27 protein-coding genes are annotated in these 26,782 nt (G+C 41.6%); 4 read left to right on the plus strand and 23 right to left on the minus strand.

Going from position 1 to position 26,782, the window contains the following annotated elements; all coding sequences use genetic code 11:
• Positions 1 to 202 precede the first annotated feature (202 nt).
• The 9 genes from ACVW2L_RS06205 to ACVW2L_RS06245 all read right to left on the minus strand — a co-directional run bounded on the left by ACVW2L_RS06205 (position 203) and on the right by ACVW2L_RS06245 (position 9,123).
• The gene (locus ACVW2L_RS06205; protein ID WP_457127096.1) at positions 203 to 1,021 is read right to left on the minus strand and encodes a Nif3-like dinuclear metal center hexameric protein; all 819 of its coding nucleotides are present in this window, start codon (positions 1,019 to 1,021) and stop codon (positions 203 to 205) included.
• A gap of 17 nt (positions 1,022 to 1,038) precedes the next feature.
• Complete coding sequence (locus ACVW2L_RS06210; protein WP_457127097.1) at positions 1,039 to 1,962, minus strand: Nif3-like dinuclear metal center hexameric protein; 924 nt, start codon at positions 1,960 to 1,962, stop codon at positions 1,039 to 1,041.
• Positions 1,963 to 2,126: 164 nt separating this feature from the next.
• On the minus strand, positions 2,127 to 2,840 hold the full coding sequence (locus ACVW2L_RS06215; protein WP_457127098.1) for a phosphoadenylyl-sulfate reductase: 714 nt from the start codon (positions 2,838 to 2,840) through the stop codon (positions 2,127 to 2,129).
• A gap of 32 nt (positions 2,841 to 2,872) precedes the next feature.
• Entirely contained in the window at positions 2,873 to 3,544 is a 672-nt protein-coding gene (locus tag ACVW2L_RS06220; RefSeq protein ID WP_457127099.1) for a precorrin-2 dehydrogenase/sirohydrochlorin ferrochelatase family protein, read from the minus strand.
• 6 nt (positions 3,545 to 3,550) lie between these two features.
• Positions 3,551 to 5,644: a nitrite reductase gene (locus ACVW2L_RS06225; RefSeq protein ID WP_457127100.1), complete on the minus strand. Its 2,094-nt coding sequence runs from the start codon at positions 5,642 to 5,644 to the stop codon at positions 3,551 to 3,553.
• 202 nt (positions 5,645 to 5,846) lie between these two features.
• Positions 5,847 to 6,278 (minus strand): RrF2 family transcriptional regulator, encoded by a 432-nt coding sequence (locus ACVW2L_RS06230; protein WP_457127101.1) that lies wholly within the window; start codon positions 6,276 to 6,278, stop codon positions 5,847 to 5,849.
• Between the two features lie 63 nt (positions 6,279 to 6,341).
• Entirely contained in the window at positions 6,342 to 6,632 is a 291-nt protein-coding gene (locus ACVW2L_RS06235) for a SelT/SelW/SelH family protein (protein ID WP_457127102.1), read from the minus strand.
• 3 nt (positions 6,633 to 6,635) lie between these two features.
• A complete protein-coding gene (locus ACVW2L_RS06240; protein WP_457127103.1) occupies positions 6,636 to 7,463 on the minus strand; it encodes an MOSC domain-containing protein in 828 nt (275 codons plus the stop codon).
• 100 nt (positions 7,464 to 7,563) lie between these two features.
• A complete protein-coding gene (locus ACVW2L_RS06245) occupies positions 7,564 to 9,123 on the minus strand; it encodes a M20/M25/M40 family metallo-hydrolase (protein WP_457127104.1) in 1,560 nt (519 codons plus the stop codon).
• Between the two features lie 121 nt (positions 9,124 to 9,244).
• Between ACVW2L_RS06245 and ACVW2L_RS06250 the strand changes: the two genes are divergently transcribed.
• A complete protein-coding gene (locus ACVW2L_RS06250) occupies positions 9,245 to 9,637 on the plus strand; it encodes a DUF2784 domain-containing protein (RefSeq protein ID WP_457127105.1) in 393 nt (130 codons plus the stop codon).
• Here ACVW2L_RS06250 and ACVW2L_RS06255 read toward each other — a convergent pair.
• The 11 genes from ACVW2L_RS06255 to ACVW2L_RS06305 all read right to left on the minus strand — a co-directional run bounded on the left by ACVW2L_RS06255 (position 9,634) and on the right by ACVW2L_RS06305 (position 21,233).
• Positions 9,634 to 10,002 (minus strand): chorismate mutase, encoded by a 369-nt coding sequence (locus ACVW2L_RS06255; protein ID WP_457127106.1) that lies wholly within the window; start codon positions 10,000 to 10,002, stop codon positions 9,634 to 9,636. The two genes, ACVW2L_RS06250 and ACVW2L_RS06255, sit on opposite strands and share 4 nt — an antisense overlap.
• Before the next feature lie 31 nt (positions 10,003 to 10,033).
• The gene (locus ACVW2L_RS06260; protein WP_457127107.1) at positions 10,034 to 10,552 is read right to left on the minus strand and encodes a hypothetical protein; all 519 of its coding nucleotides are present in this window, start codon (positions 10,550 to 10,552) and stop codon (positions 10,034 to 10,036) included.
• A 96-nt stretch (positions 10,553 to 10,648) separates the two neighbouring features.
• Positions 10,649 to 10,885 (minus strand): hypothetical protein, encoded by a 237-nt coding sequence (locus ACVW2L_RS06265; RefSeq protein WP_457127108.1) that lies wholly within the window; start codon positions 10,883 to 10,885, stop codon positions 10,649 to 10,651.
• A 59-nt stretch (positions 10,886 to 10,944) separates the two neighbouring features.
• Positions 10,945 to 12,903, minus strand: a complete 1,959-nt coding sequence (locus ACVW2L_RS06270) for a M1 family metallopeptidase (protein WP_457127109.1) — start codon at positions 12,901 to 12,903, stop codon at positions 10,945 to 10,947.
• 85 nt (positions 12,904 to 12,988) lie between these two features.
• Positions 12,989 to 13,747, minus strand: a complete 759-nt coding sequence (locus ACVW2L_RS06275; RefSeq protein WP_457127110.1) for an ABC transporter ATP-binding protein — start codon at positions 13,745 to 13,747, stop codon at positions 12,989 to 12,991.
• A gap of 338 nt (positions 13,748 to 14,085) precedes the next feature.
• A complete protein-coding gene (locus tag ACVW2L_RS06280; protein ID WP_457127111.1) occupies positions 14,086 to 15,294 on the minus strand; it encodes an MFS transporter in 1,209 nt (402 codons plus the stop codon).
• Between the two features lie 149 nt (positions 15,295 to 15,443).
• The gene (locus ACVW2L_RS06285) at positions 15,444 to 16,499 is read right to left on the minus strand and encodes a sugar phosphate isomerase/epimerase family protein (RefSeq protein ID WP_457127112.1); all 1,056 of its coding nucleotides are present in this window, start codon (positions 16,497 to 16,499) and stop codon (positions 15,444 to 15,446) included.
• Positions 16,500 to 16,505: 6 nt separating this feature from the next.
• Positions 16,506 to 17,657 (minus strand): Gfo/Idh/MocA family protein, encoded by a 1,152-nt coding sequence (locus ACVW2L_RS06290; protein WP_457127113.1) that lies wholly within the window; start codon positions 17,655 to 17,657, stop codon positions 16,506 to 16,508.
• Positions 17,658 to 17,756: 99 nt separating this feature from the next.
• Complete coding sequence (locus ACVW2L_RS06295; protein WP_457127114.1) at positions 17,757 to 19,301, minus strand: hypothetical protein; 1,545 nt, start codon at positions 19,299 to 19,301, stop codon at positions 17,757 to 17,759.
• Between the two features lie 146 nt (positions 19,302 to 19,447).
• Positions 19,448 to 20,536 (minus strand): fatty acid desaturase, encoded by a 1,089-nt coding sequence (locus ACVW2L_RS06300; protein ID WP_457127115.1) that lies wholly within the window; start codon positions 20,534 to 20,536, stop codon positions 19,448 to 19,450.
• A 127-nt stretch (positions 20,537 to 20,663) separates the two neighbouring features.
• On the minus strand, positions 20,664 to 21,233 hold the full coding sequence (locus tag ACVW2L_RS06305; protein ID WP_457127116.1) for an acyl-CoA thioesterase: 570 nt from the start codon (positions 21,231 to 21,233) through the stop codon (positions 20,664 to 20,666).
• A gap of 73 nt (positions 21,234 to 21,306) precedes the next feature.
• Between ACVW2L_RS06305 and ACVW2L_RS06310 the strand changes: the two genes are divergently transcribed.
• Both ACVW2L_RS06310 and ACVW2L_RS06315 read left to right on the plus strand, forming a co-directional pair.
• Complete coding sequence (locus ACVW2L_RS06310; protein ID WP_457127117.1) at positions 21,307 to 22,005, plus strand: hypothetical protein; 699 nt, start codon at positions 21,307 to 21,309, stop codon at positions 22,003 to 22,005.
• Entirely contained in the window at positions 21,983 to 22,339 is a 357-nt protein-coding gene (locus tag ACVW2L_RS06315) for a hypothetical protein (RefSeq protein ID WP_457127118.1), read from the plus strand. The genes ACVW2L_RS06310 and ACVW2L_RS06315 overlap by 23 nt, the downstream gene beginning before the upstream one ends.
• 98 nt (positions 22,340 to 22,437) lie before the next feature.
• Here the strand turns inward: ACVW2L_RS06315 and ACVW2L_RS06320 are convergent, their stop codons facing one another.
• The 3 genes from ACVW2L_RS06320 to ACVW2L_RS06330 all read right to left on the minus strand — a co-directional run bounded on the left by ACVW2L_RS06320 (position 22,438) and on the right by ACVW2L_RS06330 (position 25,521).
• Complete coding sequence (locus ACVW2L_RS06320; RefSeq protein ID WP_457127119.1) at positions 22,438 to 23,229, minus strand: hypothetical protein; 792 nt, start codon at positions 23,227 to 23,229, stop codon at positions 22,438 to 22,440.
• A gap of 6 nt (positions 23,230 to 23,235) precedes the next feature.
• Positions 23,236 to 25,035, minus strand: a complete 1,800-nt coding sequence (locus tag ACVW2L_RS06325) for a M56 family metallopeptidase (protein ID WP_457127120.1) — start codon at positions 25,033 to 25,035, stop codon at positions 23,236 to 23,238.
• Between the two features lie 108 nt (positions 25,036 to 25,143).
• Positions 25,144 to 25,521 (minus strand): BlaI/MecI/CopY family transcriptional regulator, encoded by a 378-nt coding sequence (locus ACVW2L_RS06330; RefSeq protein ID WP_457127121.1) that lies wholly within the window; start codon positions 25,519 to 25,521, stop codon positions 25,144 to 25,146.
• A 160-nt stretch (positions 25,522 to 25,681) separates the two neighbouring features.
• On the opposite strand from ACVW2L_RS06330, the gene dprA reads away from it, so the two are divergent.
• On the plus strand, positions 25,682 to 26,779 hold the full coding sequence (gene dprA, locus ACVW2L_RS06335) for a DNA-processing protein DprA (RefSeq protein ID WP_457127122.1): 1,098 nt from the start codon (positions 25,682 to 25,684) through the stop codon (positions 26,777 to 26,779).
• Positions 26,780 to 26,782: the final 3 nt, after the last annotated feature.

Genomic DNA, 26,782 nt, shown 5'->3' on the forward strand with positions numbered 1-26,782 from the left:
AAATATGTACTTTTACAACACTTTCATAATCAAAAATTTACGCCTAACTCACAGCTATTTTTTCTGACTATTAAGTAGTGAACTATAAAAAGTTAACCACCTAATAGTCAATTAAATATATTTTTGTTGCAGGGTAACGCGTATTTTTTGCAACACTCGTACATTGCCTGTAAAAATAGGGTCTTCGTGCCTTAAGATTAACTTACAAATACTGAAAAGGCGTACCGCTGGGTATGCTGGTTACTTTAACACCAGGTACTTTTGGCGCTAACCACTGGGCGCAATAAACCATGCCCGGCTCCTCACTTACAGAGTGGCTCAGGGTTAACAGGTTGGTTTTTTGCCCAATACTTAAACCATCGCGTATTTGCTCAGTGTTTTCGGTTTCGCGGGTCTCGCCGTTTATAACCAGGTCGGGTTTGAGCGTTGATATGTTGCCAATGCCGGTGAAGCCCAGGCAAAAGTATACGGTTTTAATCTCGGCGTCCATATTACCCACCAGGCGTATAGAAGGGATATCCAGCGCTTTTTTTAATCTTGCTACGATTGAACTTAGCTTTTCGGGTTGGGGCAAGGTAAGCAGCTGGCGGTCATCATTTTTATAGAATTTCTCCCAGCCCATTTTTAACAAACAGCCATAGATAATACCGTCGGGGCGGTGGCTGTGCCAGTGGTCGTGAAAGCGCCATATGGCTATTTTATACTTATCTAACAATTCCCTTTTGTATTTATAAACCTCATCGTCTTTAAGCCACTCGGTCTCGTCAGCCTGGTTAAAATAAGGAGTTTCGTGCGCTATTATCATATTGGCACCGGCCTGGGCGGTCTTGTTAATAACATCCAGCGTTGGGAACATAGTAGTAACAATGCCGGTAACCACCTGGTCTGGACTACCAGAGCGTATCTTGTCGACTGTGCGTTCAGATACCCGCTCATTTTCGCTTAGGGCCAGTTTTATTACGTCCTGCACCGTGAAAGTGGCAGGAGCATTTGGTTCTATATAGTAAGTGGTGATTTCCATTTGAGTAATGTAAAACGTTAAACGTATTTAAAAGGAGTGCCGGCGGCAAAGTGGGTCACTTTAAGTCCCTGTACCTTCGGCGCCAGCCAGTTGGCTGCGTATTCCATGCCAGCTTCTTCGCTTATGGCGTGGCCCAGTACAATAAGCTTGGTGTTTTTGCCCATATAAGCAGCATCCTGCACGCGCAGCCCAACTTCCCACTCGCGAGATTCGCCGCTTAATATCAGGTCGGGCTTCTCACTCTGTATAAGCGGTATCAATTCAGCGCTCACTGCCGAACCTAAAGCGAGATAAACGGTTTTAACAGGCTTTTTCAGATCGCCTATAACACGTACCTGCGGAGCGCCCAACTTTGTCTTGGTAAGCGTAACGGCCTGTTGTAAAGTGATAGGGGTAGGCAGCGTTATAATCTTCGGTGTGGCCGGATTGTAGTATTTTTCCCAACCTAACTTAACCAAAGTTCCCCAGGTTATACCATCGGGCTTTTGGGCATGCCAGCTATCGTGAAAACGCCATATGGCTATCTTATTCTTTTCAAGCAATTCGGTTTTGTATTTGATAATGTCGTCGTCCTTTACGCGGGCAAGGTTATCATCATTGTTGTAAAACGCTGCCTCATGACTAATGATCATATTAGCACCCGCTTTAATAGCCTTGTTGATAACATCAATAGTAGGGAAGGTAGTAGTTACAATGCCGGTAACCTCTTGGTCTACACTGCCCGCTCGTATTTGATCTACTGTTCTGGCCAGGGGTGCACCAGGCGTTTCGCTAAGGGCGATGTCTATCACCTGCTTCACTGTGAAAGTAGCAGGGGTCGCCCCAAAATTCTTAGCAAAGCTGATACCGGGTAAGCCGGTAATTATTGACGCACCCGCCAGTACGCCAACGCCGGCAAGGAACTCCCGCCTGCCGGATAGGTTAGATTTGTCTTTCTGCATAGTGTATAATCGGTTATGCTAAAAGTAACTAATTGCCTTGCAATTAACAAACAACAATCACCTCACACGTTTGCGTAAACGCAATTGTTACACAGAAAAAAAGTATGCCGTATGACGCCGCAACAAGATGAATAGAAGAAATTTACGTTAAGAAAGCGTGGTAATTAGTCTTGTTTTGCCACCTCGTGCAGGCCGCACTCTTTTTTAGATTGATCTTCCCACCACCAGCGTCCGGCACGGAAATCTTCGCCTTCTGCAACGGCACGTGTGCAAGGCATACAGCCTATGCTTGGAAAGCCTTTATCGTGAAGCGGGTTATAAGGGATATTGTACTGACGTATGTATTCTTTTACACTGTCCAGGCTCCAGCTAAATATGGGGTGATATTTAACAAGGTCGTTCGATTCGTCCCACTCAACATTGTCCATAAACTGCCTGTTGGCTGATTGCTCTGCCCGTATGCCGGTTATCCAAACATCGTTGCCCTGTAAAGCACGTTTAAGCGGTTCTATTTTACGGATGTAGCAGCATTCTTTTCTGTTCTCTACAGACTCGTAAAAGCTGCTAGGGCCTTTAGTGGTAACCATCTGCTCAACCAATTCATGTTGAGGATAATAAGCATGTATAGTTTTGCCGTATTTTTCCATTGTGCGGTTCCACACATAATAAGTTTCCGGGAACAATCTGCCGGTTTCTAAAGTGAAAACCTTTATGTCCAGGTTGTTTTCAAATATCATATGAGAGATAACCTGATCTTCCCAGCCAAAACTGGTAGAAAAAATAACCTTACCCGGAAAGCGGTTAGCCAGTGCTGTTAATGCTTCAACCGGATTAAGGCCGTTGGTTAATGATTTTACTTCGTCGCTAAACAGATCCATCGTTATAAATCTCTCAAAAATTAATGTCTTTATTATGTTGTACTTTCCGGCAAGGATGTGTCTTGTTGGTTACCGTTATCTTTAGCCGACAACACAGCCGTTATTCTGTTCAGTTCTTTCACTTTGTATGCAAAATCGCCGATAAGGGTGTTTCGTAAATTATTTAACTGTTGCAAGGTGGTATCTAATTCGTCAGGTAGGGCAGTGTTTAATACTTCCTTTATCCGTTTGGCAACTGTCGGCGATTTTCCGTTGGTTGAGATCCCCAATTTAAGATCACCTTTTTTGACTACTGATCCTAAATAGAAATCACACAGCTCGGGTTTGTCGGCAACGTTTATAAGTAGTTTACGTGCCTTTGCCGCTTGTCTTATTTGCTTGTTTAGTTCGCTATCATCAGTGGCGGCAACAACAATATCCGCTACGTCCAAATCAGTTGCTTCAAATGATTTCTGAAGGATGGTTACTCCAGCATAGCTTTCAGTCAACCCGAAAACATCGGGCGAAACCTCACGAGCTATAACTGTAATTTTTGCGCTGTTGCTGTTAATCAAAATAGCTGTTAACTTCTCCAAACCAACGTTGCCCGCTCCAACTAACACCGTATGCAATTCATTCAGTTTAAGAAAAACCGGAAATAATTGATTCCCTAAGTTTTCCTTATTCTCAACAGAGCTTTTACCGGTGCCGCTAACTGATGTCATTATAAATTACGACTGCAATACAGCCTCTCTTTTTACTTTTACTGCTTCAAGAAATACTGTCGCCTTGGCTTTATACATCGCCGCAAACTCTTCTGATGGTTCATTTTTGTTGATCTCTAAAACCAGATCATTAAAACTACCATCTAATAGCATTTCGCCGGTGTTTATATATTGCGCATCAAACTCGCGGATAATTCCGGCTTGTGTGCTGCTATTTATGCCTTTATCCAGCAACAAGGCCTTAGCCGAGTTGATGAACACATTATATGAATGATAAATTGCATCTGCCCATGCTCCGCCGTTAAACGACTCATTTGCCCATTCCATTTTCTCATCACTCTCAAACAACAACGTAGCTACCAGGTCAATCACAACACCTGCGCACTCACCAACGCCAATCGCCTTTTCGTAATCTTCTACGTGACCCCAATCAACAAAATCTTCATCGGTTAAGGTGGTCAAGTCAGCCAGTGGCTTTAACATCTGGTAAAAATAATCTTTACCCTGCCTGTCATAGTAGTTATGGAAAACTTCGTCCGCGATAGAATTGGTTTTATAATCGTCTAACAACATCCTTAAAACATTGGTAGCACGTTTGGCAGGGATCTTTATTACTCTATCGCCGGCACGGCCAACGCCATCGCCAACAACTCCACCACCCAGCATAACCTGCATTGAGGGTAATACTTTTGCCCCGGCCTTTAATGAACTGCCGTGAAACCCAATATGCGCCATACTATGTTGTCCGCATGAATTCATACAGCCGCTTATTTTGATCTTAATATCGCGGTTATATATCAGGTCCTCGTATTCGTTATATATCAGGTCTTCCAATACACGTGCAAACGTCATGCTGTTTGATATACCTAAATTACAGGTATCTGTGCCCGGGCAGGTTGTAACATCAGCAACGCTATCAAAACCTGGTGCTGCCATACCAATCTCTGCCAGCCCGTTGTATAGGGTAGGGAAAGCTTCCGGGCGTACATACTTCAGCAACAGACCCTGATTTTGTGTGATACGTATCTCATCGCCTGCTAATGGCTGTAATAAAGCAACCAATTTGCGCGCCTTATCAGTAGGTATATCGCCGGTTAATACTTTGATGTACACGCCAAAGAAACCTTTTTGCTTTTGCTCAAATATATTGGTTGCTAACCATTGCTCGTAACCTAACGGATTGCTTATCATTACATCACCAAATGCTATTGGCTGCGGCAAAGTAGGTACAGGTACATTATTAGTATCTATTTTATATGATTTTACTTTGTTGGCAGTGCGTTCTGTCTTGATCAACTGTAACACCTCGTCAATGCCAAGCTTTTGTATAATGTATTTAAACCTGGCCTTGTTGCGGTTATTACGTTCGCCGTAACGATCAAATACACGTAACGTTGATTCGATATAAGGAACTAACTGATCTTCAGGTAAAAACTCGTCTACAATAAATGCCAATATAGGTTGAGCACCTAATCCGCCTCCAAGCATTACCTTAAAACCTCGTTCGCCGTTGGCGTTCACTTTCGGAATAAAACCAAGATCATGTGCGAATGAAAAAGCGGTGTCCTCTTCTGAAGCTGAAAAAGCGATCTTGAATTTACGCGGCATATCCTGATTTACCGGGTTGCGCAGCAAGTATTCAAAAACACCCTGAGCATAGGGGGATACATCGAAAAGTTCTTTGGGATCAATGCCTGCAGTAGGAGAGGCCGTAACATTCCGTACAGTATTTCCGCACGCTTCGCGTAAGGTAACATCATCTTTTTCCAGATCTGCCCAAAGTTGGGGCGTTCTATCCAAGCTTACATAGTGTATCTGTATATCCTGGCGTGTGGTTAAATGCAAATTTCTGCTCGCATACTCGTCTGAAACATCAGCTATGCGTAGCAATTGTTTAAAGGTTACTTTTCCAAACGGTAACTTAATACGCACCATTTGCACGCCCGGCTGGCGCTGTCCGTAAACTCCACGTGCCAAACGCAGGCTTCTAAATTTCTCATCGTGTATCTTACCTTCCCTAAAAGCACGTATCTTTTTTTCAAGGTCAATGATATCCTTCTCAACAATTGGATTCTCCAGTTCTGTTCTGAAGCTTTGCATGGGCGTTATAAATTATATATTCAAAAAAACCTCTTTTTGGTAACCTAAGAAGTATATTAAATGGTATTAACCGAATTTACCTTTTTTTCGATCGATAAACCAGCAGTTCTGTCGCTTTATTTATTACCCAAAGATATACATACTATACGGAAGTAGTAGAATTTAGGTTAAAAAACTTGACAGTGTTACCTAAAAATGAGATTTAAATTATAAGATGGCCTTCCCTTGCTATCACATCGGCAATGCTGGTCTCGGTAAGTATTTTAAGCGTCGCATCGCGTACTTCAATAAAAACATCGCGAATACCGCAGGTTGTTTCCTGATGGCATTCGTCGCAACGGTGATAAAAGTTAAGGCTTGCGCACGGAACCATAGCAATAGGCCCGTCAGTTATGCGCATAATGCTAACCAGGTAAATGTCTTTAGGATCTTTATTTAAAGCGTAACCACCGCCTGCGCCCTTTTTACTATATAAAAAGCCAGCGTTACGCATATCAAGGAGTATTTGTTCAAGAAATTTCTTCGGGATCTTTTCAAGCTCTGCTATCTTTGAGATCTGCATAGGAGGCTGATCCATGTGTTTTCCAAGAATAACTAATGCCTTAATGGCATATTTGGTTTTTTTAGACAGCATGTTTTACAGTTAATAACAACAAATATAGTAAAGAATTGTAAATCAATAAAAAATACCTATTTACTATACTTTGGCGGTTGGTTTATCCGAGTGCCCAAGGCTTTTTCCGGGATGAACAATATCCCGTACCAACTGTTTTAATTCTTTAATTTCAGGAAACCTTCCCTCTCGTTTTCTATCGAACAGAGTTTTATCATCTATGGTGATAGTGTATCTTCCGGATATCTCGCTGGGTTTTAGCGTAACACCATGCAGATCCTCCTCAAAAGTTGTTAGCAGCTCCTGGGCCATATAAGCTGCGCGCAATAGCCAATGGCATTTGGGGCAATATTCAATAGTAATAATTGGTTTCATAAATTATTTCTTGGGGATAAAAAACCGTTCTTCGGTATGTTGTGATAACACATTAACCTCGGCACCTACGGAAATGAATCCGATGCCTGAATGGATTAAATTTTGACCAAAATATATCTTATTGTTTTTAAATCGATATCTGGCCATAGTTTTTGAAGGTTCTTTTCCCTTCTTTGCAGTTTGCTGATCAATAGTTGGAATATTACACCGGGCACACAACTTAACGCCAAAAAAAGTAATATCGTTAATAGTGAATTCATTCATCAGGTCTTCCTGGTAGGGTTCGCCACCTGATATCACAATATTCGGTCTGAATCTGTCCATCGACATCGTTAATTCCAGACGACTGTTCACATCATCAAGTGATGCCTGACTTATCAACAGGAAAGGATAAACATCAGCAAAAGACGTAACGGAACCCTCGGGCGCGTACCTTGCATCTATAACTCTTAATGATGAGTCAGGCATATAAGCAAGTCGGCAGTTCATATTCATATGCTCGCTAAACCACAGATCTATTTTCTCGTCAACCAGAAGCGCCTCGCATGTGTCGTCCCAGATTGTAACTTTTATAATATCCTTATTTTCAAATACAAATGGTACATATATTGAAGTGTTATTGTATGTAACTAACAAACTGTCTTCATCAATTTCCACTTTAAATAGTGCCATTAAAGCAACTTCTCTTTGTGAAATAAAGCGGTTATGCTCGTCAATAAGCATCCACCTGCGATCATGTTTAAAGCCACGGTCGCTTATCTCGGCGCGGTTTAATTTTACACCGGCTAATGATTTTATAGGATAGATATATAATTCGCTTACGTTAAGCATAACTACTGTTTTAATGGTGGATAGGATTCTTCACAAAATAAAAACAATAAAGCCATCCTTTTTAAAAAGATGGCTTTATTGTTTTAAATAATATCATCAATCAAAACCCACCTCTTCTTGTTGCTTTAGTTTGGGCGGGCCATTTTATTCCGGGGGTTTTGGTGTTTATTGTTTTAGCTGGGTCTTCACTTGCCATATAAGCAAGGATTGCCGCCAGCAAAGCGTTGTTACGCACGTCGTCGAAAATTATCTTGTCGTAAGTATCCCGATTGGTATGCCAGGTATACGTGCTGTAATCCCAGCTTAACGAACTTATTGAAAAACCAGGCGCGCCCACCGCTACAAATGAAGCAAAGTCTGAACCACCACTGCCTGGTTGCCCCGGGAAGCTGGTTTTTACCCCGTTTTTAATTGTATCAGGAGCAGCTGCCAGCCAGCGCGTTAAATAATCTTTGGGTTCAACAAAGCCTTGGCCGGCAAGATTGACTACACGGCCAGTGCCATTATCCTGGTTAAACAGAGCTTGCAAATTAGCCACAATTTCAGGATGATCTTCAACAAACGCGCGCGATCCGTTAAGCCCCTGCTCTTCGCTGCTCCAATGACCCACCAATATGGTGCGTTTTGGGTTAGGGTATACCTTTTTTAATATCCGCATAGCTTCCATCATGGTTAACGTTCCGGTGCCGTTATCAGTAGCTCCCGTACCGCCGTCCCATGAATCAAAATGTGCAGATAGCATCACATATTCGTTTGGCTTTTCAGTCCCTTTTATTTCTGCAATAGTATTGAATGTTGGCACTTCGCCTAATTCTTTTGATTCAGTGTGAATCTTTAATGTGGGTGGATTTCCACCTTCGGTTAAACGATAAACCAACGTATAGTCTTCCATGCCGATGTCTACCGTAGGTATCTTTTTTGTGTAGGCCTCAAATATCTTATCCACACCAAAACCGCTGGACCAATTGTTGGTGAGTACTGCGAGCGCTCCAGCCTTTTCTAAAGCTACCGGGAGCGTGCGTGCGGTCAATCCTGTTTTTTTTATGCGGGCCGCCCATTGTTTTACCAGCGTGTCTCTGGTAGCTTTTATTTTTGTGTAGGTTGATGGTAGTGCGAAAGTTTTCAGATTGTTTTCGTCGCGCCCGGTAGGCTGACAAACTGATACCATAACAAATTTTCCTTTAACGGTGGGCAGCCAATTTTTAAAAGCAACAGAATCTGCCAAGTCAGGCAATATCACTACTTGTGCGGTAGCGGTTTTTTTACCCATGCCCGGGCTCCAGGCCAATTGTGTACCCTCTAAAGATTTTACACGCGGGGAAATCATATCTATATGCGAAACGCCGCGTTCCCAGCCCCGCCAGGTTCCCCATTGCTCATTACGTGCAGAAATACCCCAACCAGCGTATTTGGCTACAGCCCAGTCATGCGCGTTTTTCATTTGAGGTGTTCCTATCAGGCGAGGGCCAACACCGTCCATCAGTTCGTGCCCCAACTTTTCCAGTTGAGAGTTTTGGGTGCCTTCTTTCATTATAGCATCAATCACGGCCTTATTGGGTGTTTGTGCCATAGCCATGCTGTTGCATAGCACTACGCCGGCAACAAAGGTAGTAGCTTTGTATCCAGCTTTTAATCGAATCAATATATCAGTTAATTTCATGACCCCAATTTAAAAAAAGCGCTCGGCAATAGCTAATCAATTTTTAAAATAGCGTAAGAATTTGAATAACCTGTTATGATTTACATAAAAATCTTACCTTCATTTCGATTAATATTATTTTATGACAGGCCTGTGGTTGCTCGACTTTTTGCTTACAATCTGCCACTTGCTAATTGTGGGGTTTAACCTTTTTGGCTGGATATGGCGAAAGACCCGCCTTGCCCATTTTGTTGGAATAATGATAACAGCGGCATGCTGGTTTATTTTAGGAATTTGGTACGGTATAGGTTATTGCCCCGTTACCGACTGGCAATGGCAGATCAAAGAAAAATTAGGGGAGCGCAATTTGCCAAACTCATTTATTAAATACTGGGCAGATAAGTTAACCGGTACCAATGTAAATACTCAGTTTATAGATGTTTTAACTGCGGTTTGCTTTGCCGCCGCATTACTCATAGCGATATATCTTAATTTTTTTGCGAAGCGGAAGAAAAACGCCGCTGGTAAAACTTAATTATGCGCCTTTACTGACTCTTCAATTCGCAAACTTTCTTTGTGAATGGCGTTCATTAACTCAGTAATAAACTCCGCAGATAGGCCCATTTGCTTGCCAAGTGCAATGTTTTTCTCCAATATCTGCTGAAAGCGTGCGGCCTGTAAAGGAGGAACATTATTTTGAGCTTTGTAAATGCCTACCTCCTTTACAATTTTTTCCCTTAACCCAATTATTTTTAATAACTGATTATCAAGACTATCAATTTTTTGGCGATGAATTTTTAAGGCTGCATCAACGGCAGGAGCGGGGGCGCTTTGGCTATAGGCAACTCCGGCGCCTTTTAATAAAATTCCAAAAAGAACTGACAAAAAACTGCTTTTCATGAATATTAAAAGTTAAATTATAGTTTTTAACCTAAGACATAGCGCCGTCAACAGGAATTACTGTTTTTTGAGCTTGTTTTAATTTTCTTAATTGATACACTACCCCTAATACAAATAATAAAAATAAGGTTAACAGACCGGTCTTTATAATATTATCATTAGGGTCGGCAGCTATGGGGTGGCTAATTGGCAGGCGGGTTAGCGTTTCAACAATGGCAGGTATAAACGAGAGAAAAAGCGTGGTTGACATAATAACTGTTCGAAAATATTCTGCAGCCTTGCCAAAAAACCTGATGTAAGTAGCATACATTCCCAGTGGTATTAAAACCAAAACAAAAACGCCTAAGCCATGTGCGCCTGTAAAATGGCCAGTTTTCATAATGGGGAAGGCAGTTAAACATGTTACGGTAGTAAGCACTATGTACAACTTTCCCCGATCATTTGAGGGTAATATACGGCCGTCTTTAAAAAGACAATAAAAGGCAGCGAACAAGGCGAGAATACTTACAGCGGTATGGATGATACCCAGCGTAGAAAGATGATTAGGCATGGCAGCTACGTTAAAAGTGAAAGGATTACTAAATTTATGTAAAATCCTTAATAAAAACAATTGCTGCCTGTTCTAATTGAAAAATAACAATACCTGCTAAATGTTATACCGTTCCAGTTGTTCTGCTATTGTGTGCAGCACATCGGGTTTAAGTATCCCCGCATTTTTACATATGTGCAAATGGTGATGACCATCAGGTTCAAAACTGCCAATAAATTGCCCATTCTCAAATACTTCATATTTGCAGCTTTCTCCATCGTGGTGCATATAGTCCTTAATTTCAAAGTGGTGGGTTCCATCCGCGGTTTTGACCGATATTTCAAATTTTTCCATACCTGATAATAGCTTGCTTTTAAAACTAAACTATTATCCGGGTATATTGTTGCAGGATTTTAATTTGCTTTCCATTCGTTATTTCGCAGGTCTGAGTCGGGCAGCGCACCATTTGGGTCTATAATTATGCTTTTTACAGGCAGTTTAGATGCGTATTTAAAAGTCCATGTGCCGCCTCGTTGCCAAATGTTTACAGGTAACTCTACAATTTCCGATCTGCCATTAGTTAATGTAATTTTTAAGCTAACGGGCATAGCCATTTTTTCTTTATTAAAGATGGTTATAAACGCGCCGTCCGCCGGATCATCATTTTCATATTTAACACCACCAACAGCCTGATCTAACTTCCATGTGGTAAAAAACCACTCTTTCCAAAACCAGTTAAGATCTTCGCCAGCCGCGTTATTTATCGCCCTGAAAAAATCATACGGCGTAGGGTGTTTCATGGCCCAGTTTTTAATGTATTGATTAAAAGCATAATCAAACCTGTCAGATCCAAGCACTACATTTCTTAGCATTTTTAGCCCAAGCGCGGTTTTAACATAGTATTGTCCGTAGTCATTTAAGCCTATCGCCTCGGGAGGTGTCATCAACGGATCCTTGCTGTTTTTGTATTGTTGCAAAATTCCCTGTGCATTAAGTTCAGTTTCATTAAAATATTCTCCGTTGTTAAATTCCTTAGCGGCGTAGTCATTAACAAAAGTGTTAAAGCCCTCATCCTGCCACATGTATTTACGTTCGTTTGAGCCAACTATCATCGGGAACCAGTTATGGCCTATCTCGTGCGTAACATCACCCCATAATTTGCCGTTTTTGTAGTTGCTAAGGCAAAATATAATGCCCGGATACTCCATTCCTAAAGCTACACCCGAAACGTTTACTGCCGAATTCCATGGATATTCAAAATATTTTTTAGAATAGATCTCCATGCTGTTTTTCAAATACTCGGTTGAGCGGCCCCAGCCATTGTTACCCGCACTCTCTTTTGGATAAGCTGACATGGCTATCACTCTACGTCCCGATGGCAAGTTTACCCTGGCAGCATCCCAAATAAATGCTTTTGACGCGGCCCATGCAATATCACGACTGTTTTCCATTTTGAAGTGCCACGTCAGGGATTGCTTACCCAAATGTGTTGATTCATCACCAACCTCCCTTTCTGTTATCAGCGTAACCGTTTTATCGCTGTTTTTAGCATCAGCAAGACGTTTTAATTGCAAGGGAGTTAACACTTCTGAAGCATTTTGCAGATCACCCGATCCTACAACTACCATATCGCCGGGAACAGTAATGTAATAGTCAAAATCGCCATAGTCGCAATAAAATTCTCCCAAACCCATATACGGAAGCGTATTCCATCCCTCGACATCATCATAAACACACATGCGCGGATACCACTGGGCTATTTCATAAACATAACCCTGACTGAATTTTTTACGACCCATACGGTCGGCCCCATATAACGGAATGGAAAAATTGTAATCTATCTTGATCTGTATTTTGTCGCCTTTAGACCCAAGGGGCTTATTAAGGCGTAGTTGCATGCGTGCGTCAGTGATTAATGGATTTACCGTGTACGTTTGCCCTTTGTAATTAATGGTTACTGACGTTATGCGGATGCCACCGCGGTTGAAACCCTTTACGTCAAAACGATCTCCCGTTACAGGAGTGGTCGCCGCACCCCGGGAATCAGGCCTGAAGAGGTTCTGATCCAATTGTAACCAAAGATATTCTAACTCATCAGGACTATTATTAGTGTAGCTGATAGTTGTCTCACCCGTGATGGTAGTGTCGCGTTGGCCCTCATAAAGGGTGGCGCGTATTTGATAATCAGCACGGTTTTGCCAGTAGCGGTCAGATGGCTTGCCGCTCGCTGTCCGGGTTTCGCCCGGTACCGGCCAGTTTATTGGGCCAAAAAGCTCCTGGTGATTGTATTCTGTATTGGCCGCAGGCTGAGCATAACAAAACGAAGCAGCCAAGGAAAAAGCTGCTATAAAAGATATTCTAAAAGACAACATTCAGTTTAATCAATATTAATTTATTGCAAATTAAGCAAAAATCTATAGACTGCCAACGTTGACTATCAGTGCGTTGACAAATGGATTAGCTAAACCAGTCAAAAAGGTCATTTTGTGTTAACTTGCTTTTAACTTCTGCACTATGGTCTTTTATTATTTGCCCTTCGGCCATTTGGATGATCCGGTTGCCGTAATTAAAGGCATCCTTCAGATTGTGGGTAACCAATATGGTTGTCAAATTGAACTCCATGCTTATTTTATGGGCAGTTTGCATCACAATTTCTGCAGAGCGGGGATCAAGCGCTGCGGTAGGTTCGTCAAGTAAAAGCACCTTGCACTCATCCATAACGCTCATTAGCAATGTTAAGGCCTGCCGCTGTCCGCCCGACAAGGTACCCATAGGCTGTTCTATTTTACTTTCTAAACCCATGCCGAGTGTTGCCACTTTATTCTGCACGATGCCCTTAAATGCCTTGTTAACACCGATAGTTAGCCCTTTTGCCTTGGTGCGTATTGCTGCCAGGCGAAAATTATCTAAAATACTTAACTCTGATGCGGTGCCGCTCAATGGGTTTTGAAAAACGCGTGCTATCCATTTGCTTCGCTCATGGTCTGCAAGGTTGGTAACGTCGGTACCGCTTATACTGACAGTGCCCGAAGAGGGAGAGGCACTGCCCGATACAAGGTTAAGCAAAGTGGTTTTACCGGAGCCATTTGAACCAACAATAACAACAAACTCGCCGCTTTTTATATCCAAACTAACTTTTTTAACAGCGTCAACCTGGGTGGGTTTGCCGTGGTTAAAGGTTTTGGAAATATTAGAGAGCTTGATAGCTGTTTGCATGTTGCAATTAAGCAAAAATAGCGGTGGGTTTCAAACCTTAAGTGTTAGAAAGATGTGGGCGTGCTGTTTCACAATAATATACACACAGGCGAAACGTGTGAAACGAATATTTTGCTATTGTGTTTACTATCATGACATTACCAATGTGGTATGAAACAGTATGAAACTACTTTTAAGTAAGTTTTTTTAGCTTTAATATACTATTAACCAATTGATAGTAGGTCAATTGTGAAAACGGGTATTTTTGGCAATAAATGAAACACAAATTCAGAACATGATCTAGCAAAAAACGCGATGGACTTCAAACCCATCGCGTCTCATATTTAATTAATAGTGTATTAAACCTGCACTGCGGCCGCTGTTTTTTTGCTGCGGCCACGCATATAAAATAATAAGCCCGTGAACGCTGCTATCAATACAATGGGTATTATTAGCGTGGCATTTAATACGGCCTGCCCGGCAGCAAGTGGATCATCACCGGCACTTTTCTGAACTTTATCATAGTAACTGCCCATAAATAACATGAATATACCCACTGAAAACATGCCTGCGCCACCCATCAGGTTTAAGCCTAACGCGCCTGTTTCCGGGATATGCGTATTTACAAAACCAAGCATGGTAGGCCAGAAAAAGGTTACACCCATGCCAAATATCACCGCGGCAAGGTACAACATTGGGCCGCTCACGGTAGTAAACATATACAATCCTAAAGCAGCTAATATTGCAGATGTCAGTAACAATATTTCAGGACTAACCTTTTTAAGTATTGGCTTGGCAAAAGCCCTTCCAAGTATCATTACGCCTGTTTCTAAAGTTAACAATAGCAAAGCGTTGTCTGATACGTTTCTTAAAAGTACGTCTATAAATGTACCGGTAAACAACTCGGTTGTGGCAGTACCCACCATGCAAATTATCATGAAAATAAACAGCGGGTTAAGAACTGCTTTAAACATGCCTGAATAGCTAACTCCTGATGCAACGCGCTCAGTAACAGGGAAATCAAGCTTAGAAAATAAGAATCCGTAGATTACAGTCGGTATTAACATGGTACCAACTTGTATCTGCCAGCTTGTAACGCCCAATTTGTTAAGCAATACCACTATCAGCGTACCAATTACTATACCGCTGGGAAACCACAAGTGAAAATGGTTAAGCTTGGTTGTTTTATTATCAGTATACATACCAGCAACCAATGGATTACATGCAGCTTCAATTGTGCCGTTGGCAAAACCTACCAGTAAAGTGCCAATGTATAACTGCGTAAAATCTTTAGCAAAGATAGTAAGCGCTATACCCGCAATGTGGAACAAAAAAGCAAAAACAAGCAGGCGTTTCATGCCAATAAGGTCCACAATAAATGCGCCTAATACTATTACGGCCGAAAAGGCGGTGAAAGCTGTAGAAGCAATTGATGCCAGCTGAGATTTATCAAGGCTAAACTGCGCCCCCATAGTTTCTAAGGTACCTGCCCTTATGCCAAAGGAAAGGCCGGTTACCATTAAGGCAAGGCAGCTTGCCGTAAATAATTGTGGTCGGTTAATTTGCATTCTTCTTTTAATTTTAGGTTTATAATCGGTTTTGTTTAGTTGATTAGGTGGGTAGTTTATTAGGTGATTAAGTTTTTTTGGTGAATGGTTGCTTAAGTGAGCAGTTTTTTCTTAAAAACCAACTACTCCTTAAGCAACCATTCACCTAATCAACTAATTCCCAATACTTTTTTATTAAATTCCTCGTCAGAGCCTGTGCCTGCAAAGTCATCAAAGGCTTTTTCTGTTACGCGGATAATATGATCCTTAATAAAGGTAGCGCCTTCTCTTGCGCCATCCTCAGGATGTTTCAAAGCGCATTCCCACTCCATAACGGCCCATCCGTCAAAGTCGTATTGTGCCATTTTGCTAAAGATAGATTTAAAATCAACCTGACCATCGCCTAAAGAACGGAAACGACCCGCGCGTTCAACCCAGTTCTGGTAACCGCCGTATACTCCCTGGCGGCCGGTTGGGTTAAACTCAGCATCTTTAACGTGAAACATTTTTATACGTTCGTGGTAAATGTCAATAAATTCCAGGTAGTTAAGGCATTGCAATACAAAGTGCGATGGATCATACAATAAACATGCACGTTTATGATTGTTTACCTTTTCTAAAAACATCTCGTAGCTTATGCCATCGTGCAGATCTTCGCCCGGGTGAATTTCGTAACAAACGTCAACGCCATTCTCATCAAATACATCCAGTATCGGTTTCCAGCGGTTTGCTAACTCGGTAAAACCTGTTTCAACTAAACCTGCGGGGCGTTGTGGCCATGGATAAACAGTAGGCCAAAGCAAGGCACCGCTAAAGGTTACGTGGGCATTCAAACCTAAGTTTTTTGACGCCTGTGCGGCATACTTCAATTGCTGCACTGCCCATTCCTGGCGTGCTTTTGGATTTTTATGATATCCTGAAGGAGCAAAGCCATCAAACAAGTCATCGTAAGCCGGGTGCACTGCTACTAATTGACCTTGTAAGTGGGTAGATAATTCGGTAATTTCTAATCCGTAACTTGCAACTTTGCCTTTTATCTCGTCAGCATATGTTTTACTTTCAGCTGCTTGTTTAAGGTCAAAATAATTACCTGCCCAGGTAGGTATTTGTACACCCTTAAAGCCCAGGCCAGCAGCCCATTTGCAAATATCATCTAAAGTATCAAAAGGTGGTTTATCACCTAAAAACTGTGCTAAAAATATAGCAGGTCCTTTAATAGTTTTCATAGAATTTTATACAGTGAATTTAGTCCATTTAAGATCTGATTTACCTGAGGCTATAACATTCTCAATAAATGCCATACCTCTTAACCCGTCGCTAATACCCGGAAAGTCTTTTGCTTCTGCCGGAGCTTCTTTGCCTTCAATGCCGGCTTTAATGGTTAAAGCGAAGTTGTGATAAAGGTTGGCAAAGGCTTCCAGATAACCTTCGGGGTGGCCACCAGGTGTGCGGGTATTATGGCTGGCGCACGAGCTTAAATAACCTGCGCCTGTGCGCCAAATTTCGGTTGGCTTATCAGCATATTTCACTTTAAGAGTGTTGGCATCCCATTGTTCCCACTCTAAACCCGCCTTATCGCCATACACTCTTATCTTAACGTTGTTTTCTTCGCCAATAGCTATCTGCGACGCTGTTAAAACAGCACTTGCGCCGTTGTTAAGTTTCATTAAAACAGAACCGTCATCATCTAATTTACGGCCTTCAACTACTATGTTTAAATCAGCACAAAGTTGGGTAACCTGTAAGCCGGTAACATATTCGCAAAGGTTAAAGGCATGGGTGCCAATATCGCCCATACAACCCGCTATGCCACTTTTACCCGGATCAGTGCGCCATGAAGCTTGCTTATTATCTTCGCCCTCAAGGAAGCTGCTTAACCAACCCTGCGGGTATTCAACATATATTTTACGAATGGTACCTAATTTACCGGTAAGCGCCAGCTGACGGGCCTCTTTAACCATAGGATAGCCTGTGTAGGTATGGGTAAGACAAAATAATTTATCGCTTGCGGCAACTACTTGCTCCAGTTCTTTGGCTTCAGCTAAAGAGAAAGTCATTGGCTTATCTAAAATAACATGGAAACCGTTTTCTAAAGCCAACTTGGTAGGGCCGAAGTGGGCGTGATTTGGTGTAACAATACTTATCACTTGTACGCGTTCGTCTTCCGCAAGCTGCTTTTCTTTTTCGATCATTTCCTCGTATGACCCATAAGCTCTGTCGGCTGCAATACCAAGCGCAACACCACTTGCTTTAGATTTTTCTGCGTTGCTGCTAAACGCTCCGCAAACCAGTTCATAGTCGTCATCAATGCGGGCGGCAATACGGTGTACTGCACCAATAAAGGCACCTTGTCCGCCACCCACCATTCCAAGTCTTAATTTCATTTTTTAGTTCTGATTTTTAGTTTAATTGGTAACAATGGCAAAGCCTGCACTTTGTTTAAAGTGTAAGCTCAGCCATTGCAATGCAAGGTAACAATTATACTATTTTTTTTGATACTCAATAGGAAATAATGGAAACAAAAGATCCGTATTGCTTACAAATGCTACTTGTTTACCATCAGGAGAAAACGAAGGTGTATTGATGGTGCCCTGGCCGCCATATAAATAAGCAATAACCTCGGGTTTGCCTCCGCTTATAGGCATGCGTTGCAGATAAACGTGCCTGTAAAAAGGGTGATCTTGAGGGCCTACCTCGTTTAGCAGGAAGGAGATATAGACTATAAATTTTCCATCCGGCGATATGTGGGGGAACCAATCATTAAAATCGCTGTGCGTGATCTGAGTTTGTTCGCTGCCGTCCGGTTTCATACGCCAAATTTGCATGTGCCCCGTGCGTACCGAGTTAAAGTAAATGTATTTGCCATCCGGGGTATATTCACAACCATCATCGTAAGCAGGATCTGTGGTTAGCCTGGTTTCTGTACCACCATCCGGCGAAACGCTGTAAATGTCAGAATTTCCGTCGCGTGTGCTCATAAATACAATGGCTTTATCATCGGGCGACCAGCTATGAATATAGGAAGGAGCGACAGTAGTAATACGCTTAGGCTGCCCACCGGTAATAGGCACTACATAGCCTATAGAGCGGCCATTGTCCGGTCCGCCTCGCACACCAAAACTGCTTATCGCTAATCTTTTACCATCAAAAGATATAACGTGGTCGTTATTATTTCGTTTAACATCACCGGTGTTTAAAAGGGTAGGTTTATTGGTAGCCAGTTCATATGTATAAAGCAGGTCATCTTGGTTGTATAGCAGTTTTTTCCCGTCTCTTGTCCAGTTTGGCGCTTGTATGGATTTATTATACTGGTAAATTACCCGCCTGTTTTTGGTAGCCAGATCCAGTAATTCAATGTTACTGCCTATGTAGTCAGTGTAAGGTTTAAAATCAACTTTGTTAGGAACAGTAATTCTGACGTTGCTGAATATTGCCTTTTCAACTGCCTGTGCGTTGTGAGCGCATAAAAATATGCCCACATAAGCATCATCATCCATGTCGGTAATTTTTAAGGTGTCCAGCGTAAAAGGATCACCTTGTTTTGCTACCCACATTCTGTACACATTACCCCTGCGCTCTAATTGTATAACGTTGGCGTTCTCTACTTTTGATATGAGCTGTTTAGTGCTGTCATTTTCGGCTAAGCGATACTGCATGGCAACCAATTTGCCGCCATGCGTAGCCACATCCACATGTTTTGAACCGGCATTTAAATTGGAACGTACCATTACGCCCACCTTACGGTATTCGCTGGCACCTTTGCGTGGCAAAAAGCGCACGTTTGCAGTTAAAATAAAGTCGCCTTTTATTTTTCGCCACAAAAAGTGAAATGCATCTGTAGTGCCCCACACATTTGCACCAGATGCTGTTACCGTATATTGCTGCGTTTGTGGGTTATAGGTGGCCGTACCTCTGGGTTTTACATTGCCTACATCGCCCTGACCCTCAAATATGCCAATACCTTGTGCGTTCGCGTTGTAACTTAGACAAATTACGAACGCGGAAAAATAAAATACTTTCCTGATCATGATGATTATGATTTTTTTAGAAATAATCGGTTCACTAAAGGTAAAAATTCTACTAATAAACAGGCTACTAATCAATTAAAAAGGAGACAAAGTTTCCTTTGCCTCCTTTTTTTAATATGATAATATCAATCGTCGTTATTTCCGAGTTAAGCAGGTACTGCAACTTCCTCTGTTTGTTCTTCTTTTACTTCTTCCTTTATCTCAGTATTGCATACAATAGCAGGAGCATCGCAATATTGCAGGTAGAACTGTTTTTTTGAATCGTTATACGATTTTACAGCGCCTATCATGCTCATAAATTTTATATAATACCATGCGCTATCTACCTGATGTGGTTTGAAACCCGAGCGGGCGCTTTTTGGAAACAAGTGGTGATTGTTGTGCCATTCGCCGGCAACAATACCAGGCCATAGCTGATTGATAGACATATCACTGCGATTGTAATCAACACCATCTTTACGCTTATCTTCCCCTTTACCGTGGCCCTCGTAGTTAAAGGTACGTACACCTACGGCCCAAAAGCCCGCAGCACCAAATAGGGCACAAGCCAAACCTATACCGCCCATGAGGTAAAAAGCAGTAAACCAAAATCCCCAGCTTAAAGCAACGCTAATTAGCGTACGGGTTGGGTTAGCCAGCGTACCCCATTTTTTATATTGCGCATAAGTATTAACGTTTACCCCTGTATGCTTCATTAAATTTACGCATTTGGCATAGTCAGCTTCGCTCATGTTGCGGTTAATGGGTTGGTGATTTACATCTGCCAAAAAGCAATATAAAAAGCCACCGCCTGCATTGTACGGGTCGCCCGGCTGATCAGACAAGGCATGATGCACGTGGTGCGATACGGCATAGATCTCCTCGGGAATTATTTTAAGGGTAAGATTTTGCGTAAAAAAACGCCAGAATTTATTGCTGAACTGATAAGCCCCATGTGTGCAATACCTGTGATGCCAAATAGTACCGTGCGTGCCCATTACAATCATGCTGTAAAAAAAGGCTGCCAGTAATAATTTGAATGAAAAATATTTAAAAATGAAAATAAAAAGGAACGGCGCAAGCACCACTATCATCATCCAGCTTAAAAAAGAAAGCCAGTTCTTTTTATCCCGAAAAACATTCAGTCTTGAAAAAAACTCGGAAAAAATTTGTTTTGGGGTTGGCTTCGCCAGGTCACCACGCTCATCACTCCAGCCATACGCAGGTGGTTCCAGTACAGTATTTAAAAAAGCCATTAAGATCGTCTTAAAAATTAATTTGAATAATTAGGTTTTGTAATCGGAGTGTAATATATGCAAATTAATTAAATTGAGTGCTTTTTTAATGTTAAGGAAACTTTTTTTATTGATTTTTAAATTAACACTATTGCGTAATCTGGCAGCGCTCACCTATTAGGAGGGCCTGGCATTGCTCATAATTTTCGGGGACGGTTATATTGTTTACCTCTTGCTTGTAACTCTGTTTTATTTCTTTACGACGCTTCGCCTCAATAAAACGCCGCACCTGATCGCGGTTCTCCAAAATTAACCCAGGTATCATAACAGGTTTATTGTCATCATCTTTGGCAACCATGGTAAAGTAACTGGTATTGGTGTGCTGTACAGTATTGGTTTTTATATTTTCGGATATTACCCGTATGCCAATCACCAATGATGTTTTACCTACATAATTTACTGATGCCATTAATGATACCAATTCGCCAACTTCTACAGGCTGCAAAAAATCTACAGTGTCAATAGAGGCTGTTACACAATAATTACCTGCGTGCTTTGCTGCGCAAACGTAGGCCACCTTATCCATTAACGAAAGCAAAATTCCCCCGTGTATCTTGCCGCCAAAATTAGAATAGGAGGGTATCATCAGTTCGGTAATGACCGTTTCAGAGAAAGTAACTGATTTATAGGGCTGGTCGTTGTTGTTTAAGGCAGACATTATAGCGTTTAGTTTCGGGCCAGGTGTTCGTAGTGTTGCATAATAATTTATAATATTGTGAAAAATTAGTGAAGTGAGCAAGTTTTTTATTTTAGCAATGATGTTTTGCGGTGTGAAGGTTTGCCTGGCGCAAACAGAAGTGATACGCAAAAACAAAATAACATCTGTTGTAACGGAAAAATACAACACCGTTATTACCGCCGACAGGCAGTTAAAAGAAGGACCGTATCAAGCCCTGTATAACAAAAAGGTTGTTTTGGCGCAGGGTAAATACGCTAATGACAAGCGCGTGGGGCTATGGCGTTTTTTTGATAAAAAGCAAAGACCTACGCAGATATTTAATTATGACACAGGCAAGTTGGTTTTTGAAGCACCTGAAGATGAAACCTCAAACTTTAAATATCAAATAGAATCCAAAATTACTGATTCAATAACAATAACAAAGCCCATAAAGCAAGGTGGGCGTTACTTTGGATATTTACCTTATCTACGATTTTTTAAATTACCCTCAGAGCTGCAGGGTTATAATACCGACGACGTAAAAGTAGTAATTGAACTTTTTATAAGCTCAATGGGGCAATTGGCCGAATTTAAGATACATGTAATAGCGTCTTATTACAATGAAGCTTTTTCAGTTGATCCGGAAAAGTTATATCCCGAAGATAGAACGTTTAAGCCGGCCACTTACAACAATGAGCCCATATCAAGCCACATTTTTATATCTTGTTATATAAATAAACACGGCGAGCTTGATATGGACACTGGAAACTAAACGCTATAATCCGGGTGGTTTTGGTGGAGCTGGTGGTCGTTTTAAATTTAACGGACCACCTGGCGCCGGTGGTGGCGTTCCTGGAGCAGGCAGGCCGGCGTTGTTACGCCTGCGTACTGTTTTCCGGCTTTTCTTAAACGGATTTATTTTCTTTAACCCATCGCCTGCTTTTTTAAACAATTCACCAGGTGGCGGCGGTGGTGGTGGCGGACCCTGTGCTTTTACGATGTTGGTTGCATGTACCAAACCAAAAGACAGCACTCCTGCTGCAATATATCTTAAGATTTTCTTACCACTTTTTTTGTTGGATGATGGCATAGCTTTATGTTTTTAATTAAGCAATACTACTATAACAAGTTTTTAACGGTTTTGTTGTATACAAGTTTTGAGCATTGAAAAATGGAGTTTAACAAATGTCAACCTCCATTTTAATTATTTTTTTGCCAGCGTGTATTCACCCCAAACATCAGTAGTTGCTACCGTATTAATACCCATTGGCGGCGGTGGTGGTGGCGGAAGGCCCTTGCCATCAAATTTTGGTGCCAATGGCTTAGGTTCGTTTACTTTAATCTGATAGCTGAAGGCTTCAGTACCTCCATCAGGTAAGGAAAGGTATTTTAAAGGAACCGCTAATTCATATATGTAACCTAACTTGTCGTCAAATTGCGCTGCTACCTGTATTCCGTTTTCGTTATATATTGCGAGCTCTTTATTGGTTATCTCTTTAATTCCTGATAAACTAATGGTCTTGGCATTTCCACTAAACACTTTTGTTAATTCTGCGGCAGTAACAAGCTCCTTGCCTGGGTTTTTTTCCAGATTACGCTTGTCTGTTAACACTATCATGTTAGCCACCCTTGACATCCCTTCCAGTTCAAATGAAGGATAAGTGAAAGCCATCGCCCCGTCGGTTTTCTTATTGTGCGTTGGGTTAATGCTCAGCGTTATTCCTCCCCGCATAATCTTGATCATTATATCCTTTAGCCCTGTGTTTGCCGTAAAATACAAGTTTTCATCATCGTTAGACAGGGTGTAAAACAGCTCGGTGGCATTGTTCTGCGCTTTAAACTTATTGTCCCATTCTGTGGCTTTGCCGTCTACTTTAATATTGGCAGGTGCCCTAACGCTTTCTTTTTGAATGTTGGGAAGTTTTTGGGCATAAGCTAATGCTGCCACAAACATTATGATCAAACTCAGTGATATTGTTTTTGCTGTGATGCTCATGTTTATCTATTTAACAGTAACAGATGTTTTTCCAAAAAGCACAACTACTCCATTGGCGGCGTCAGGTCCCCATTTAGATAACGCGTAAGGGTCGTTTTTGCCATAAGTAATTATCGAATCCGAAGCCGTAGTTAAAACATCACCTCCTGACTTTAACCTATCTCTTTGTTGTTGGCTTGGTATAAAAGGTTTACCGTTTACTATTAGCAACTGCCTTGCATTGACGCGGTTGGCTGCGGTATTTTTCGTACTGGTTCTTTTATTTAACAAACTACTTGTAGGTTTAGCGGGCTGTTCAACAGGGGCCATAGGCGGCGGCGGTGGCGGCATTCCTGGATATACTTTCAGATCCGGAAACTTATACCCGTATTTATTCTTCAACGTACTGATCTGCTTTGCTGTAGCCGAACTTCGATAAATAGGTTGCTGACCCTCGCCCTTTTCATATATTATAACAAACATGTCTCCCTTTTTATCAGCTATGAACGCGCCTTCTTCATAAATGTAGCCCTTAGGTGTTACTTTTGTTTGGCCCGTAACAGTGTTCCCAGCATCCGGTTTTACTACCAATGGAGGAAATCTAACTTGATCTACCTTAGGTTTAGGTGGTTCTGGCGGCGGGGGCGAAAGTTTACTTTTTTGCCATTTTACTGCTGGTGAAGGAAATTTAACCTGATCTACCTTAGGCTTTGGCTGAAATTTAACCACATCAGTTTTTTTAGGCTTAACAACCGGCGGAAACTTAACCTGATCTACTTTAGGTTTAGGAGGCATTGGGGGCGGAGGAGGAGGGACGGTTCCTTCAGGGAACTCATAACCGTAGTGTTGTTTTAACAGATTCAGCTTATTCGCGGTCATTGGGTCAGACTTAAAGGTCTTGGTTTGTCCATCAGCTTCAAAAAAAATAACATCACAATACTTATAGCCATTTTTTGAATAGATTTTTTCTTTGTACTTAAAGCCCTTTGAGGTTGTTAAAGTATCCGGTAATGAAATCGCTTTTTCAGCAGGGGCAATAACTATCCATCCGTAGCTTTTACTAAACGCCAGCGTTGAGGCACAAAGCAAGCCTGCGCAAACAGGAACCGCAATAAGGTATTTTAGCCTGGTTAATTTACCCGAGCGTTGTTGGTTTAACATGATAATTCTCTTTTTTAACAGGTTATAATTGAAAAATGAATGAGTTATAGAAGAGCCACCCGCACCATAAGCGTTATTCACTAAAAAAGATGAATAGGTTAGCGCATCAACCTCGGTAGCGGCGGTTTGCTCATCGGCAATATATTCGTGTACTGTTTTCAGGCTGTTTTGCAATAGATAAATACAGGGATTAAACCAGCAAATCACTTTAAGCAATTCTAAAAACATAATATCTGCAGAGTGTTTTTGGCGGATATGCACAAGCTCATGTGTAATAATGGTATCAGCGCCTGCGGCACGTGTACCTATAAACAGGTAGTTAAAAAACGAGAAAGCCACATCGGTATCTATCAGATATACCATTTTGTAGCTACCCAGTTTGGCTTTATTATTCCGTGTCAGCTTAAATACCGAGTATAATTTCAGCGTTAGTAACAACAACACTACTACTGTACCGGCCACATAAACCAACCACAAATAATCATCAATACTAAAAGCCGGAGCGGTGGCCTCGACAGGTGTACTTATAATGTTTGAGGGTTGCATATATTGATCCGGGTGGGTGACCACATAGGAAGCCACCGGGCCACTATCAACCAGGGCCGGGCGTAACACCCCCACCTGTAAAACAGGCAGCACAAAAGCCATTACGCAGCTTAACAGCAAGTAGGCGCGGTTATAATTGATAATGAGTTTCTTTAACCAATAAGATGCAGTAGGCCAGATAAAATACGCACAGGTATAAATTAGCTTCTGCCAGGTAATACAGCCAGTTCATTTCTTTTTGTTTTTTAGGTCCTCAATTAATTTGGTCAGTTCATCCAGTTCATTTACACCTAATTTCTTTTCATTGGCAATAAACGATACCAGGCTTTGGTAAGAGTTGCTGAAATAATTGGTCATCATTTTATCAAATGTGAACTTTCGGTAAGCAGCTTCGCTAATGACTGGGAAATAAACATGCGAGTTGCCATATGCCTTATGATCAATAAAACCTTTGCCCTCCAATACCCTTACAACCGTAGATACGGTGTTGTAGGCGGGCTTGGGCTCGGGCATTTGTTCCAGGATATCTTTTACTATCCCTTCCTTTAAGGTCCATAGGATCTGCATTATCTGTTCTTCGGCTTTGGTTAATTCTTTAACATTCATCACAAACTATTTATGTAGTTGAATAAAGGTAGAACTATTTTAATAGTTTGCAAACTATTTTAGTAGTTTTCTAAAATTATTTTTTTGACCCTATAATCTGCACATTTTTATATATTCACATCCGCACATTTGCCCATCCGCATATCTGCACATTTACACCATGTCACAGCAACATCAAATAGCATTAACTTTTTTAAAGAATATTGGCACCGCGTATGCAAGGGCGCTTATGAGTTATTTTGGCGACGCAGAAGCCGTATTTAAAGCACCGGTAAGTAAAATATTGAAAGTGCCCGGCATTGGGGAAAAAAGAATTTCAACGCTAAATTTTGATGAGGCTTTGCGAAGAGCAGAGGTTGAATTGAAATTTGTAGAGAAAAACGCGATCGATGTTATTTTTTATACAGACACGCGTTACCCTAAGCGTTTAAAGAATTGTGTAGATGCCCCTGTGTTATTATATAGTAAGGGTAATGCAGATTTAAATAATAAGCGCGTGGTAAGTATTGTTGGCACACGCAACGCTACCGAATATGGAAAAAACCTTTGCCGCCAATTAGTAGAAGATTTAACGCAGTATAATGTATTAGTATTAAGCGGCCTGGCCCTGGGCATTGATGTTGCAGCACATAAAGACTGCCTAAAAAACAACGTACCAACAGTTGGAGTGGTTGGGCACGGGTTAGACAGGTTGTATCCTGCGGCCAACCGAACAACCGCAGATAAAATGCTGAACAACGGTGGCTTGTTAACAGAATATCCATCCGGAACCATACCAGACAGGGAAAATTTTCCGCAGCGTAACCGTATTGTGGCCGGTATGGCTGATGCCACAGTAGTAATTGAAGCCGGTATAAAAGGCGGCGCCTTAATTACTGCAGAAATTGCTAACTCATACAATCGTGATGTTTTTGCCTTCCCGGGTAGGGTAGACGATGTTTATTCTGAAGGATGCAACTTCCTTATTCGCAACAATAAAGCCGCATTACTAACCTGCGCCCCAGATCTGGCTTATAGCATGGGCTGGGAACGGAGTGAAGAAAACAAAGTGGTGGAGCAATTTATGCTGCCATTTGATCTATCGGCAGATGAGCAGACCATATTTAATGTAATACAGCAACATAAAACGCCTGTTGCCATTGATGACCTTAGCCTTAAAATAAATATGCCCATGAGCCAGATAGCCATGGGCTTATTAAATATGGAAATGCAGGGCTACATCCGCTCGTTACCGGGCAAGACGTATAAAATTTTATAAGAG

The sequence above is a fragment of the Mucilaginibacter sp. HD30 genome, from assembly GCF_054061755.1.